The following is a 13320-nucleotide window of genomic DNA, read 5'->3' as shown; positions in this document are numbered from 1 at the left end:
CTCCTCGTATAAAATCTAGTTGATCCAGGAGTGGCCGAATTCCCCGTCGAAACCCGATTCCGGACGGATGACCGTATCCGGGCCGGAAGGCCCTGCGCCATTCCCGGAAACGCGCCCCCCCTTGGAATCGCCCTGCCCCTCAAGCAGCCCGAAGAGGTAGAATTCCGTGTCGTCCGGCTCCTTGAAGCCGTCCGTGGGCAGGGTCTGGGCGGCCATGTCCACCGGCTTGGCCAGGTGGGCGGTGACCAGGACCACCAGTTCGGTCTTGTTGGAGGCGAAATCCTTGGAACTGAACAGATTGCCGAGCATGGGAATCTCTCCCAATCCGGGTAGCTTGTTGGAATTTTCCCTGAGGGTGTCGCTGATGAGTCCCGCGATCATGAAGGATTGCCCGTCCCCCAGCTCGACCACGGTATTGGCCCGGCGGGTGGAAATGGTCGGAATCTCGTATCCGCTCACGGGCAGGGTCCGGGAATAGTCCAGCTCGGAGACCTCGGGATTGACCTGTAGGTTGATACGACCGGACGACAGGACCGTGGCCTTGAACTTGAGCCCGATGCCGAAGGGCTTGTAATCGACGCCCACGGTGCCCAGCGAACCGGGCATGGGGATGGGGACTTCGCCGCCCACCAGGAATTCGGCCGATTCGCCGGACACGCAGGTCAGGTTCGGCTCGGCGAGCATGCGGACCAGGCCGTTGGCCTTGAGCGCGTTGAGCATGCCGTACAGGGAATAGGAGCCCGAGGTATACGAGCCCATCATGTTCACCTTGTCCCCGCCGACCAGATAGCCGTCCTCCGGGTTGTAGGAAGCCAGGCTGTTGACCAGGGAGAAGATGGAGAAATTGGAACCGATGGCCGCGAAGTTGAAGCCGATCTGCTTGGTAACGGAACGAGACATCTCGGCCACGCGGACCTCCAGCAGGACCTGGTGGATGCCGTCCACGCTCAACAGGTTGACCACATTGTCCTTGGCCTCGGCCTTGGCCAGGACCAGGGCGCGGCTCAGCTGCTCGGTGCTGGACACGGTGCCCGCCAGGGTGATGGACGATCCCGAGGCCAGGACCCGTATGCCGGTCTCGCCGGGCATGGTCTCGTGAATCAACCGCTTCAGCCGGGTCACGTCCGGGGTCACGACCAGGTCGTAGACCTTGGCGACCTCGCTGCCGGACCACAAGGTCAGGGACGTGGAGCCCAGCTCCTTGGCGGTCAGGTAAATCTGCCGGGGCGAGATGAGGACCATGTTCACCAGGTCTTGCGAGGCCAGGGAAATCCGGGTCACCTTGATATCGGAATTGATGACCGTGGACTTGTTGACCACGATGGAAATCACTTCGGGGGTCTCCGGCGGGGCGGCGGCGAACGCCGGAAGGGCGAGGCCGCAAGCCAGCAGAACGATCAGCATCCGTATGACGAAGGTACGCATCATGACGGCCTCCTAGAACTTCACCGAGGAACGGGAGGTCCCGCTGATGACCTCGATCCGGGTGGCCTGCGGCCGTCTTGCGGCCGAAACCTTGGGCCGGAGCGCGGCCAGGGTCTTGGGGATATCCGACCCGGTGGTCAGGACCCCCGCCTCGTCCTGCTCGTTGCGCAGGGCGAAATGGAGGGTTCCCCGGGAGGCGGCCAGGGCCAGACGTTCGGACTCGGCCGGGGAGAGTTCGAGGGTGTAGACGTCCACCGAGGCGGGCACGCCGTCCTCGGTCGGCGGCTGCAACTGCGTGCCGGTGGCCAGGACCTTGACGTGCTCCAGGACCAGCTTGGTCACCGGCTTCTCTTCCTGGCCCACGATCATGGCCACGATCACGTCCACCTTGTCGCCGGGCCGGACGAAACCGGACAGCCCCATGACCATGTTGCCCTTGACGGCCATGGCCCGCTTGCCGGGCTCGATCATGGCCGAAACGCCCCCGCCGAGAACCGAGGCGTCGGCCAGCTTCATGGCCGTAACGGCCTCGTTGGCCCCGACGTCCTGGCTGAGCACGCGACCGGCCAGTTCCTCCACCTTGGAAAACGAGCCCTCGGGGCGGGAGTCGGCGGTGAACCCGCGCACTTCGAGCATTTTGTCGGTCAACTTCATGCCGCGCTTGGCCGGGGTCCTGGTCACGACCACGGACACGGTCCGGGCCTGGGCGCTCACCGCCGGGGCGGCCTGCCGCATGTTGCTGGTCCAGCGGAAAATAACCGCTCCGGCCACCACGGCCAGGACCAGGGCCAGACCTATCTGGATCAATGCCTTGCTGGACTTGCTCATTGCGTGCTCTCCCTAGTATCCGGCATAAATGGAGCCGGTCTTCCACACGAAGACGGCCATGGCGGCGACCGTGCCCACGGCGATGGCCACGCCGTAGCAGAGCCGGGGCAAGGCCACGCCGGGCGCGGAAGGGGCGAAATTCATCTTCCGGGTGGCCACGAGGACCAACAGGGTGTCGCGGACGTTGCGCAGGACGGCCGTCAAGAGGGAACGATCGCGGGCGAGGACCACGAGGCAGTAGACGCCTCCGGCGATGCTGGTGAACAGGAAAGCGAGAAAGGTCGCCTCCACGCCGAGGCATGCGCCGACGCCAGCCATGAGCTTGACGTCGCCCGCCCCCATGACCCCGAGAAAATAGGGAACGGCCATGGCCCCGAATCCGAGGGCGAAACCGGCGGCGGCGAACTTCAGTCCGGCGAAGCCGCCGAACGCGGTGTGGATGGCGAATCCCGCAAAAATGAGCGGGAAGGTCAGCCAATTGTAGATCCGCTGGCTGCGGATATCGGTGACGGAGCCGATGACCAGCGCCGCAGCGAGTGCGATAGAGACGAGAATTTCCATAGTTCCACCCAATTCCCTTTGAGCCGACTTTGTTGCCTCCGCTTTCCCCCGGAGACAAAACCGGGGCTGACGGGACCATCCCGAAAGCCCCGGTTCGGCTGCTCTGGCTGCTTCCGTTGAACGGTTAGCGTTGTTTCTCCTATGACTTAGAGAGTATCATCGGTGGGGGCGTCCACAGCGGCGCCGGCCATCTTGGTGGCGATAAAGTTGAAGGTCTTCTCGACCTCGTCGCCGAGAGCGGTGGTCGCGGTCACGATACCGGCGGCGATCAGAGCGGCAATCAGGCCGTACTCGATGGCGGTTGCGCCTTCTTCGTCACGGATAAGGTTCATCAGCTTGTTCATTACGGTCTCCTTGGGTTAAATTCGAATCTTCCAAATTTGTTTTGTGCCTTTCAGCACCAGCCACGCCCACCATTGAGCAACCCGCGTGCCACGGCGAAAGCTGATCGAAAAAATTGATATATAACATGCCGACATACCAAGAGATAAAATTTTTCGACATCCAAAACGCCCCGAATCTCCACCGGCCCGGCCCCCTTTCCGAGGCCCAAGAATCCATTTTTTTTAGATGCGCTCAGCAAAACCATCCGTGCGCCTGAGTTTATTTATTTTATAAATTCAATGTGTTATGAAATCTATTTTTTGTAGACGCACAAATGTACATCGCTTGAGGATGCTCTTTCCAACATCCAAAAGACGAAAAACCCCCTGGAGGACGGGGTATCGGCGGGCCGAAAGCCCACGAAACGTGGAAGCCTCCCCGGCGTGGGGAGGAGGCGGGAAGCAGCGGTTATGCTGTTATTTCTTGAACAAGGCCGGGTTGATGCCGTGTTTCCTAAGCTTGTTCCAGAGGTTCTTGGCCGACACGCCCAGGGCGGTGGCGGCCTCGGTCTGGACGCCGCCGCAAGCTCGAAGGGCATTCTCGATCAAGGTCTTCTCGTATTCGGTGAGGGCCTGTTTCAGGGGCAGCCCATCGCCTGCAGGCGCATCCCTCCCGCCGTCCGACGCGGGGCGGGTGTTGGAAAAGGCCTGATCCACCTCGGCCGGGGTGATCCGGCTGGAGGTACAGAAGATGGCCGCGCGCTCCACGGCGTTGGCGAACTGGCGCACGTTGCCCGGCCAGTCGTAGTTGAAGAAGATCTCCATGGCTGCGGGCGAAACACCGGCGATGTCCGTGCCCAGCCGCCGGTTGGCCCGTTCCAGAAAGAATTCGGCCAGTTGCGGCAGGTCGGACTTGCGCTCGCGCAGGGGCGGCAGGACCAGGGTGGCCACGTTGAGTCTATAGTATAGGTCGCTGCGGAAAGCTCCCTCGCGGACCCGTTCCTCCAACTCCTGGTTGGTGGCCGCGATGATGCGCACGTCGTACAGGATGGACTTGGATCCGCCCACGCGCTCTGCCTGCTTCTGCTCCACGGCGCGCAACAGCCGGGGTTGCAGGTGCAGGGGCATGTCGCCGATCTCGTCGAGCATGAGGGAGCCGCCCTTGGCCAGCTCGAACTTGCCCTGCTTCATGGACGTGGCTCCGGTGAAGGCCCCCTTTTCGTGGCCGAACAGCTCGGATTCGATGAGATTTTCCGGGATGGCCGCGCAGTTGATCTTGACGAACGGTCCCTTGGCCCGCGCGCTCAGTGCGTGGATGGTGTCGGCCACCAGTTCCTTGCCGGTGCCGGTCTCGCCCATGATGAGCACGTCGGCGTTGAGTTCGGCCACCCGGGCGATGCGCTCCTTGACCTCCATCATGGGCGCGCTGTGACCGATGATGTCGTGCAACGGGCTGGACCCGCCGCGCCGCTTGAGTTCGGCCAGTTCCACCTGGAGGCGGCGCTTTTCCAGGGCGCGCCGGACCACCACCTCCATCTCGCGCAGGGAAAAGGGTTTCTCGAAATAGTCGTAGGCCCCCTGCTGCATGGCCGTGACCCCGGACTCCTTGGAGCCGTAGCCGGTCATGACGATGACGTCCACGCCGGGGGCCACCTCGGCCAGATGCTTCAGGGCTTCAAGTCCGGACATGCCGGGCAGTTGGATGTCGTGCAGGATAAGATCGAAGGACGAGGCCCCGGCCTTCCGGATACCCTCCTCGGCGGTCGCCGCGGTCTTCACCGCGTAGCCCTTCTCGGCCAAGGCTTCGACCAGCATGCCCTGGAAGGCGCGGTCGTCGTCAACCACAAGTATTTTCTCGGCCACAGGTCTGCTCCCGGCTGATGTTCTTCCCGCGTCGGAGTTACCCTACAGGAATCGGGGTTTATTATCCACAAAAAATAGATAACCAACGAATCCGAGGTTCATTACGCACGATCCGCAAAACGAGTCACAAAAAAATTTATCCATTCGAAACGGTTTGTTGCCGGGCCATTTACCGACAGGCATTACGCCTTGGCACGCACAATGCTGTTACCCAATACCCGGCCTTCCGCCGGGCCAATTCCGGAATGCAAGGAGAACGGGAATGAGAAAGATAGAAAAAGGACGCCGGGGGATGGCCGCCGTGGAATTCGCCCTGCTGCTTCCCGTGCTGGCGCTCCTGATCCTGCTCCTGATGCAGGGCGGAAACGCCATGCACACCTATTCCGCTTTAGTGGAAGCCAGCCGCGAGGGTGCCCGGCACGTGGTCACGGCGGGCGACTCCGCCGACGTGGCGGCCCTGGTCGCCGCCGTGGTCGCCGATCTCGACCCGGACAAGCTGTCCACCAACGTGACCACCGACACCCTCGACAACACCGTCACAGTAGAGGTTTCCTATGTTTATGACATCTTCGGCTCGCAGAGCGGCAATGCCCTGTTCGGCAAGGACGAACCCCTCACGCTCGTCGCGCAGACAACCATGCCGCTCCCCTAGGCCCCGCCGGGCCTCCGCCAGCGCCCTCATGGCCCTGTTGCTGCCCGTCCTTCTCGGGGTGGCGGGCATCGCCGTGGACATGGGCAACATGTACCTGACCCACACCAGGCTCCAGGCCGCCGTGGACGCGGGCGCTCTGGCCGGCAGCCTGGAGCTGCCCTACGACCCGGACCTGTCCAAAGGCGTCGTCCGCCAGGCCGTGCGGGACATGGTTGCCGCCAACATGGAAGAGGCCAAGGTCACGTCCATCACCGCAGGCACCGAAATCCGCAGCGTCAAGGTCACGGCCCAGGCAGAGGTCGGAATGCTCCTCATGGAAGTCCTGGGCATGGCGGGAAAGACCGTGGAGGCCAGCGCCATGGCGGGCTTCAACAAACTTGAAGTGGTCTTCGTCATCGACAACTCCGGTTCCATGAGGGGGACACCCATCGACATGGTCAAGCAGGCCTCCAGCGAACTGACCGACCTGCTCATCCCCGACGGGACCACTCCCGACACCAAGGTCGGATTGGTTCCCTTCCGCGGCAAGATCCGTCTGGGCGAGGCCGTGGACGGCTACGCCAAGGGCTGCGTCAACGCGGACGGCTCGCTGAACCAGGGCATCCACGAGGACTTCATGGACGCATACTACGCCCTGCCCTACTACTACCGGCGCTCCATAACCCTGGACACCTGCTCCAGCATTCCGACCGTATTGGCCCTCAGCCGCGACAAACACCAGATCATCGCGGCCATCGACTCCCAGACCGCCACGGGCGCGGCCTCGGGAACGATCATCTCCGAAGGCATCAAGTGGGGGAGGAACATCCTCACCCCCGAAGCACCCTTCACCCAGGGCGGAAGCAAGGACGACTTCCGCAAGATCATGATCGTGCTGACCGACGGCGACACCGAAGACGGCGAGTGCGGCGGGGCCTATCGCGCCAGCTACAGGCCCAACAATTACTGGACCAACGCCTACTACGGCATGGGCGTGGACACCGCCCATTGCAACGACGGCGGCGTGCTCAACGCGGACATGCTCGCCGAGGCCCAGGCGGCCAAGGACGCAGGTATCGAGATATTCTCCATCCGATTCGGCTCCTCGGACAATACCGACATCAACCTCATGAAGAAAATAGCCTCAAGCAAGGAGGGGACCGACGACCATTACTTCGACGCCCCGTCCGTCTACGACATTCCCGACATTTTCAAGAAAATCGGCAAGCAGCTCGGCTGGCGACTGCTCTAAGGGAGGTTCGAGCCATGCAGAAAGATCGCAATAATGGACGCCGCGCCGGACTGGCCGCCGTGGAAACGGCCCTTATCCTGCCCGTCATGTTCATGCTGATCATGGCCGTGATCGAAAGCGGCAATGCCGTCTATGCCTGGGCCACCGTGCAGAAGGCCGCCCAGATCGGCGCGCGCTTCGCGGCCACCGGCCGGGGCGCGGACGCGGGCACCCGTCTCCAAGATATCATCCAGGCCACCGAGGCCGGGCTGACCACCCTGAAACAATCCAACATTGCGATCACCGTCCGCTCCTGGCCTGACGTGCGGGCTTCCGGGGACGGCATCGACAACGATCCCGGCGCTCCCTGCCAATTGGCCGAAGTGGCCGTGGTCTACAATTACGAGCCCTTCACCCCGCTGGTCAGCCCCCTGCTGCCCGACACCATCCCGCTCCGGGGCTTCGACCGCAAGGTCAACGAACCTTGGAAGCCGTGCGACTGACCCCATCCGCACGGCCCGGGAAAGGCCCTTCCAAGGGCCTTTCTCTTCATCCCCCTATAGGCCGCCGCATAATAACTATTGATCTATGCCGAGACCTGCACTAATTTAAGAATTGTTTGCACGTTACATGGATTGACCAAAAATGGGGAGTGGGGGTCGTGGACGACTATCCGGCTATTCTGGGTGTATATTCATTGCAGCTCGAAGCAGATGTGGGCACCGGCGGTACATCGGTCAGGCACGACAACATCACCTACTGGTATGCCCGCCAACTCTCCCCGGAGCAATTCGAGATCCAGCCCCTGAACGCTCATCATGTGCCTTCGGGAGTACGCAGCATCCTCACCGAACTGGACTTCCTCAGGCAATACACCCCGGAGCCGAGCTACTACCGGCTGCACACGGTCCCGGCCCTGGAAACCCTGCGCCGCAAAATCGAGATGGGCCAGGAAGCCTTTCTCACGGGCAACCTGGACGAGGCCGAGCGGCAATTCCTCAAGGCCCTGATGATCGACGACAAGAACATCGAGGCCAACTACGGCCTGGGCGAGGTCTACTCCAAGAAAAAGGACTTCGACAAGCTCAAGAAAGTCCTCGACACCCTGCTCGGCCTGGACGAGGCGTTCACCTTCGAATTCCGCCAGAAATTCAACTCCTTCGGTATATCCCTGCGCAAGCACGGCCACTACGACGAATCCATCCGCTATTACGAGAAATCCCTGGAGATCGTGGATACCGACGAGAATGTCTACTTCAACCTGGCCCGCGTCTATTATGAGAAAGGACACAGCGACCACTGTGTCAGCAATCTCGAGCGGGCCCTGAAGATCAACCCGGCCTTCTCCGAGGCCCAGAAGTTCCTCGAATACTGCCAAAAACACGCCTAGCCGATCCGCCCGCCACCTATCGAATTTTTCGCCGCATCCGCCCTTGCCGGGAGCTGATTCGTGGTTATTTATCACGTATGTTCATATATGATCACCCCGGCCAAGACGCCGGACACTCCCATACCCTTACCCCGGAGGACACTATGCCCAACATGGATTATCCCGGACCGTGCCTCTCCTGCATCGACCACAGCTGCGGGCTGTGGGATGAAAATGCCCCGGAGAGCAAGGACGAACGTTCTTCCAACGAGGAAGATCGCAATCGCAACTGATCAACCCGACCAAGCAGATACAACGAAAAGGCCCGGACACCTGTCCGGGCCTTTTTTTTGCCCCCGGCCCCCCATCCCCATCCTTTCCTAAACTTTTTGGCGCCGCTTCGCGGGGGCGCGCAAAGGCCTCCGGCTCGGTGAGCCGGAGGCCTTTGCAAACGATGGTGCGATTCGGGCGGCTCAAGTCGCCCGACAACGGCCCGCTGTCGCAAGCCGCCCCCGATGCCCTTATTCCTTCACGGAACCCGCCAGGAGTCCACGAATAAAGTATCGTCCAAGGAAGATATAGATGGCCAGCACGGGCAGAGCCGCAATGATGGAACCGGCCATGGGCAGATTCCAGGTCACGGCCTGTCCTCCGGCCAGGTTGGCCAGGCCCACGGTGATGGGGTTGGCCGTGTGTCTGGTCAGGCAGATGCCCCAGAGGAACTCGTTCCAGATCTGGGTGAACTGCCACAAGGACGTGACCACGAAGCCGGGAATGGACAGGGGGAAGACGATGCGCAGGTAGATGGAAAAGAACCCCGCACCGTCCAGCCGGGCCGACTCGATCAGAGCCGTGGGAATCTGGGCGTAGAAGTTGCGGAAGATGAGCGAGGTGATCGGCAGGCCGTAGACGATATGGGCCAGGATCAGGCCGGGCAGGCCGCCATACAGGTTCATGGCCCGCAGGGTTTGGAAGAGCGGGATCAGGATGACCTGATACGGGATAAACATCCCGAACAGGAACAGCGTGAAGATCACGTCCGAGCCCTTGAACTTCCACTTGGAGAAGACATAGCCGTTGAGTGAGCCGAGCATCGTGGAGCCGATGGTGCCGCAGATGGTCAGGATGATGGAGTTGACGAAGTCGGGCCTGAGCTTCTCGATGGCCTGGGTGAAGCTGGACCAGTTGATCACCGACGGCCAGTCCCAGGCCGTGGGCAGGCTGATTTCCGACGGCACCTTGAGCGCGGTCACGACCGCCATGTAGGCGGGCATAAGGAAGAAGAGCGCCAGCAGGACCAGGGCCCCGTAGAGGAATACGTTGCCGGGGGTGAGTTTCCGGGCGGTCATCTAGCGCCTCCCCTGTTGGCGATACTGGCCCACGAGGTAGGGCACGATGAACATTGCCGCCACCAGGAACAGGACGATGGCGATGGCCGCGCCCCGGGCGAACTCGTTGCCCCGGAAGGTGGTCAGATACATGTTCAGGGCCGGATGGCCGGTGGCGGCGTTGTCCGGGCCGGTCATGGCGAAGATCAGGTCGAACATCTTCAGCGAGATATGCGACAGGATGATCACCGCCGAGATGGTGATGGGCTTGAGCATGGGAATGGCCACGTGGCGGTAGTAGGCCACCTGGGACGCGCCGTCGAGCATGGCCGCGTCGCGCAGGTCCTGGGAAATGCCGTTGAACCCGGCCAGATACAGGGCCATGGTGTAGCCCGAATACTGCCAGATGGTGGCGATGATGATGCCTAGCGTGGCCAGGTTGAAGCCGTGCTCCTCCTCCATGAACAGGGCGTCCGGGAGGAGCCCGCCGAAGACCCAGACAACCGCCCCGAGCAGGATGCCGGGAACGAGCCACCGCTTGATGGCCTTGCCCTGGTTTTTCTTGAGCATGAACATACCGACCATGATCAGGACGAAGGCGGCAACATAGAGCAGGATGCGCAGGATGTCCTGCCAGTTGAAGACCAGAACGGCCGATTGGCTGGACAGCCACTTGAAGGTCAGCGGCTTGAAGCCGAAATACTTGGGCAGGACGTTGACCCCGCCCTGGGGGGCCAGCAGCCAGCGCCAGATGGTCCCGGAAACGATGAACGACAGAGACATGGGGTAGAGAAAGATGGTCCGCAACAGGTCCTCGCCCCTGGGCTTCTGGTCGAGCAGGATGGCAATGAACATGCCCAGCCCCACGGCCCCGGCCAGGAGCATGACCGAATAGTAGACCGCGTTGACCAGGTCCTGGCGGAACCCGCCGCCCAGGAATCCGGTGAAAAGGTCTATGTAGTTCTCCAGGCCGATGAAGTGCTTCTCCGGTTCGAGCGCCAGCGCGCCCGTTCCGCCCCAGTCGGTCATGGAGGTCCAGATGGTGTCGCCGATAAACCCGTAGACGAAGACGCCGATGAGGATCATGGACGGCAGGAGCGTCAGGAACGCTTTCAACTTGTCGAGCGAGGCTTCCCGCATAAGCTAATNAGACGAAGACGCCGATGAGGATCATGGACGGCAGGAGCGTCAGGAACGCTTTCAACTTGTCGAGCGAGGCTTCCCGCATAAGCTAATCCGATGTGTCGGGCCGCGCCGCGCCGGGACGTTCCCCGGCGCGCCGCGGCTGGTTCATATTCTCAAACTAGATGCCAGCCTTCTTGGCGAGCTGAGCGCAGGCCTTGGAAGCGGCTTGGGGGTTCTTGGTCTTCAAGAACATCTCCATGATGGAGGCGAAACCGTTCTTGAAGGTATCGTTGGCGGCAACGCCGTGGGCCAGGGAGCCGACCACGCGGTTGCTGCTCCAATCCTTGGCCGCGTCCTGAGAGTAGACGTTGTACTTGGACAGGTCGGAATCCTTGCGGGCCGAGATGGAACCCTTGAGCGGGTTGAAGGCGTCCGCGCCTTCCTTGGAACCCAGGACCTTAAGCCAGGCAATGGCGTTGGCGCGGTGCGGAGCGCCCTTGGGCAGGCCGAAGGAGTCGGCCAGGAACATGAAGGTGCCGGTGGTGCCGGGAGAAGCGATCCAGCCGTAGCCTTCGCCCGGGGCGAGCTTCTTGGTGGTGGACATGTAGCCCGCGGCCCAGTCGCCCATGATGTTGAAGGCGGCGCGGCCGTCAACGACCATGTCCGTGGCCTGCTGCCAGGAAAGGGAGGAAGCGTCCGAGTTGGTGTACTGCAAAACCTTGCCGAACAGTTCCCACGCCTTGACCACTTCGGGGGAATCGAAGGACAGCTTGCCCGCCCACAGGGCGTCCCAGTTGTCCGCGCCCATGGAGGCCAGGGCCACGGATTCCCACAGGTGGTTGGCGGTCCAGTTTTGGGCCAGGGCCAGAGGCACGACGCCCTGCGCCTTCAGCTTCTCGGCGGCGGCGAAGAAGTCGTCCCACGTCTTGGGAGCTTCCACGCCCCACTTCTTCAGGTTGGCGGGCACGTACCACATGACGTTGGAGCGGTGGATGTTGACCGGCACGGACCAGATGCCCTTGTCGGTGCCGATGAGCTTGATCAATCCTTCGGGGAAGACCTCCATCCAGCCCTGCTCCTTGAACAGCGGCGTCAGGTCCTCCATGCGGTCGGCCTTGACCCAGGTGCCGATGAGCTCCTGGCCGGCGTGGACCTGGAAGGAATCCGGCGGCTCGCCGCCAAGCATGCGGGTCTTGAGCACGGCCTGGGCGTTGACGCCGGAACCGCCGGTCACGGTGGCGTTGATCACGTTCACGCCGGGGTTCTGTTGCTTGTAAATGTCGATCAGGGCGGCCAGGGCCGGGCCCTCGTCACCTGCCCACCAAGAGAAAATCTCCAGATCACCCTTCAGATCACTTGCCTGGGCGGCCTGCGGAGCGCCGATCAGCAGCGCGGCCGCAAACACGACCAACATTTTCGCAAAAGCCTTTCTCATACGTACCTCCTAAAGGTTTGCAGATTCAACTTCATTCAATCAAAAATCAATTAACTCGATCAGTTGTTACACTGAAAAATTAATAAACAGCTTTCTGCGTCTCGGGGTCGAACAAAACCATCCGGTTGAACTCGAAACCGATGGGCACGATCTCTCCGGGGTGGGCCACCACCCGGCCCTCGACCTCGGCGATAAGCTGATTCTCGCCGTCCACGACGATCTCCAGGTGGGAGTGTCCGCCGAGGATCTCCGAGACCACCACCTCGCCTTGACACATCCAGGCCTCGGGCAGTTTCTTGATGCCGTCGCCCATCTTGATGGAGTCCGGGCGGATGCCCACGAACACGGGAGCGCCGTCCTGGAAGGAGTCGCTTTGGCCCTCGACCACGGGAAATTTCGACGGGCCGACCTGCACGTAGCGGTCGCCGTCCTTCTTGTGGAAGGTCCCGTCGAGGATGTTCATGGGGGGATTGCCGATGAACCGGGCGACAAAGACATTGACGGGCCGCTCGAAGACCTCGATGGGCGTGCCCACCTGCTGGATATAGCCGTCCTTGAGGATGACGATGCGGTCGGCCAGGGTCATGGCCTCGATCTGGTCGTGGGTCACGTAGATGGTCGTGGTCGCCAGCCGCAGGTGCATTTTCCGCAGCTCCATGCGCATCTGGGTGCGCAACTGTGCATCCAGGTTGGACAGGGGCTCGTCGAACAGGAAGACGTCCGGCTGCCGGACGATGGCCCGGCCCATGGCCACGCGCTGGCGCTGGCCGCCGGACAGTTCCGACGGCTTGCGGTCCAGGTACGGCGTCAATTCCAAAACCCTGGAAGCCTCGTTCACCTTGTCCTCGATCTCGTCCGCCCCCTTGCCGCGCATCTTCAGCGAAAAGCCCATGTTCTCGCGCACGGACATGTGCGGATACAGGGCATAGTTCTGGAAGACCATGGCCACGTTCCGATCCTTGGGCGAGACCTGGTTGACCACCCGGTCGCCGATGAACACCTCGCCGCTGGTGATCGGCTCCAGCCCCGCGATCATGCGCAGCACCGTGGACTTGCCGCACCCCGAGGGTCCGACCAGAACGATAAATTCGTCATCCTGGATGCCGAGATCGATGCCGTGGACCACCTCCACATCGCCGAATCGTTTGACCACCTTCTTCAATTGCACGTTCGCCATGTTCACCGTCTCTTTTTGCCTGCG

Annotated in this window: 14 protein-coding genes; 5 read left to right on the top strand and 9 right to left on the bottom strand. The window is 61.8% G+C overall.

Annotated features, from left to right (window positions below):
- Window positions 1-15: 15 nt before the first annotated feature.
- The 5 genes from J0909_RS16770 to J0909_RS16750 all read right to left on the bottom strand — a co-directional run bounded on the left by J0909_RS16770 (window position 16) and on the right by J0909_RS16750 (window position 5000).
- Window positions 16-1428, bottom strand: a complete 1413-nt coding sequence (locus J0909_RS16770; protein ID WP_207264656.1) for a type II and III secretion system protein family protein — start codon at window positions 1426-1428, stop codon at window positions 16-18.
- Window positions 1429-1437: 9 nt separating this feature from the next.
- The gene (gene cpaB, locus J0909_RS16765; RefSeq protein WP_207264655.1) at window positions 1438-2253 is read right to left on the bottom strand and encodes a Flp pilus assembly protein CpaB; all 816 of its coding nucleotides are present in this window, start codon (window positions 2251-2253) and stop codon (window positions 1438-1440) included.
- 12 nt (window positions 2254-2265) lie between these two features.
- Window positions 2266-2814 carry an A24 family peptidase gene (locus tag J0909_RS16760; protein ID WP_207264654.1) on the bottom strand — a complete coding sequence of 183 codons (549 nt, stop codon included), beginning with the start codon at window positions 2812-2814 and terminating at the stop codon, window positions 2266-2268.
- Between the two features lie 146 nt (window positions 2815-2960).
- Window positions 2961-3158, bottom strand: coding sequence for a Flp family type IVb pilin (locus J0909_RS16755; RefSeq protein WP_207264653.1), 198 nt, complete (start codon window positions 3156-3158; stop codon window positions 2961-2963).
- A 456-nt stretch (window positions 3159-3614) separates the two neighbouring features.
- Complete coding sequence (locus tag J0909_RS16750) at window positions 3615-5000, bottom strand: sigma-54-dependent transcriptional regulator (protein ID WP_207264652.1); 1386 nt, start codon at window positions 4998-5000, stop codon at window positions 3615-3617.
- Between the two features lie 262 nt (window positions 5001-5262).
- Here J0909_RS16750 and J0909_RS16745 point away from each other — a divergent pair, with 262 nt between their 5' ends.
- The 5 genes from J0909_RS16745 (at window position 5263) to J0909_RS18475 (ending at window position 8524) form a co-directional block, all read left to right on the top strand.
- Complete coding sequence (locus J0909_RS16745) at window positions 5263-5652, top strand: TadE/TadG family type IV pilus assembly protein (protein ID WP_207264651.1); 390 nt, start codon at window positions 5263-5265, stop codon at window positions 5650-5652.
- Window positions 5555-6883, top strand: coding sequence for a pilus assembly protein TadG-related protein (locus J0909_RS16740; protein ID WP_502757450.1), 1329 nt, complete (start codon window positions 5555-5557; stop codon window positions 6881-6883). Before J0909_RS16745 ends, J0909_RS16740 begins: the two co-directional genes overlap by 98 nt.
- A gap of 14 nt (window positions 6884-6897) precedes the next feature.
- On the top strand, window positions 6898-7365 hold the full coding sequence (locus J0909_RS16735; RefSeq protein WP_207264649.1) for a TadE family protein: 468 nt from the start codon (window positions 6898-6900) through the stop codon (window positions 7363-7365).
- Window positions 7366-7514: 149 nt separating this feature from the next.
- Window positions 7515-8252 carry a tetratricopeptide repeat protein gene (locus J0909_RS16730; protein ID WP_207264693.1) on the top strand — a complete coding sequence of 246 codons (738 nt, stop codon included), beginning with the start codon at window positions 7515-7517 and terminating at the stop codon, window positions 8250-8252.
- Window positions 8253-8395: 143 nt separating this feature from the next.
- Window positions 8396-8524: a hypothetical protein gene (locus tag J0909_RS18475; RefSeq protein ID WP_286182107.1), complete on the top strand. Its 129-nt coding sequence runs from the start codon at window positions 8396-8398 to the stop codon at window positions 8522-8524.
- 228 nt (window positions 8525-8752) lie between these two features.
- Here the strand turns inward: J0909_RS18475 and J0909_RS16725 are convergent, their stop codons facing one another.
- From J0909_RS16725 to J0909_RS16710, 4 genes are all read right to left on the bottom strand, one after another.
- Entirely contained in the window at window positions 8753-9580 is an 828-nt protein-coding gene (locus J0909_RS16725) for a carbohydrate ABC transporter permease (protein WP_207264647.1), read from the bottom strand.
- The gene (locus tag J0909_RS16720; protein ID WP_207264645.1) at window positions 9581-10699 is read right to left on the bottom strand and encodes a carbohydrate ABC transporter permease; all 1119 of its coding nucleotides are present in this window, start codon (window positions 10697-10699) and stop codon (window positions 9581-9583) included.
- A gap of 163 nt (window positions 10700-10862) precedes the next feature.
- Window positions 10863-12119 (bottom strand): ABC transporter substrate-binding protein, encoded by a 1257-nt coding sequence (locus J0909_RS16715; protein WP_207264643.1) that lies wholly within the window; start codon window positions 12117-12119, stop codon window positions 10863-10865.
- Between the two features lie 79 nt (window positions 12120-12198).
- Entirely contained in the window at window positions 12199-13296 is a 1098-nt protein-coding gene (locus J0909_RS16710) for an ABC transporter ATP-binding protein (RefSeq protein ID WP_207264641.1), read from the bottom strand.
- Between the last annotated feature and the right edge of the window lie 24 nt (window positions 13297-13320).

This window comes from Desulfovibrio sp. Huiquan2017, assembly GCF_017351175.1.
GTDB lineage: Bacteria > Desulfobacterota > Desulfovibrionia > Desulfovibrionales > Desulfovibrionaceae > Pseudodesulfovibrio.
This window is presented reverse-complemented; position numbering and strand designations above follow the sequence as displayed.

Bases quoted from the DNA above. Each gene is read 5' to 3' on its own strand.
- J0909_RS16735 (WP_207264649.1), top strand. From the start codon at position 6,898: ATGCAGAAAGATCGCAATAATGGACGCCGCGCCGGACTGGCCGCCGTG.
- J0909_RS16755 (WP_207264653.1), bottom strand. From the start codon at position 3,158: ATGAACAAGCTGATGAACCTTATCCGTGACGAAGAAGGCGCAACCGCC.
- J0909_RS16745 (WP_207264651.1), top strand. From the start codon at position 5,263: ATGAGAAAGATAGAAAAAGGACGCCGGGGGATGGCCGCCGTGGAATTC.
- cpaB (WP_207264655.1), bottom strand. From the start codon at position 2,253: ATGAGCAAGTCCAGCAAGGCATTGATCCAGATAGGTCTGGCCCTGGTC.
- J0909_RS18475 (WP_286182107.1), top strand. From the start codon at position 8,396: ATGCCCAACATGGATTATCCCGGACCGTGCCTCTCCTGCATCGACCAC.
- J0909_RS16715 (WP_207264643.1), bottom strand. From the start codon at position 12,119: ATGAGAAAGGCTTTTGCGAAAATGTTGGTCGTGTTTGCGGCCGCGCTG.
- J0909_RS16710 (WP_207264641.1), bottom strand. From the start codon at position 13,296: ATGGCGAACGTGCAATTGAAGAAGGTGGTCAAACGATTCGGCGATGTG.
- J0909_RS16740 (WP_502757450.1), top strand. From the start codon at position 5,555: ATGTTTATGACATCTTCGGCTCGCAGAGCGGCAATGCCCTGTTCGGCA.
- J0909_RS16760 (WP_207264654.1), bottom strand. From the start codon at position 2,814: ATGGAAATTCTCGTCTCTATCGCACTCGCTGCGGCGCTGGTCATCGGC.
- J0909_RS16720 (WP_207264645.1), bottom strand. From the start codon at position 10,699: ATGCGGGAAGCCTCGCTCGACAAGTTGAAAGCGTTCCTGACGCTCCTG.
- J0909_RS16770 (WP_207264656.1), bottom strand. From the start codon at position 1,428: ATGATGCGTACCTTCGTCATACGGATGCTGATCGTTCTGCTGGCTTGC.
- J0909_RS16725 (WP_207264647.1), bottom strand. From the start codon at position 9,580: ATGACCGCCCGGAAACTCACCCCCGGCAACGTATTCCTCTACGGGGCC.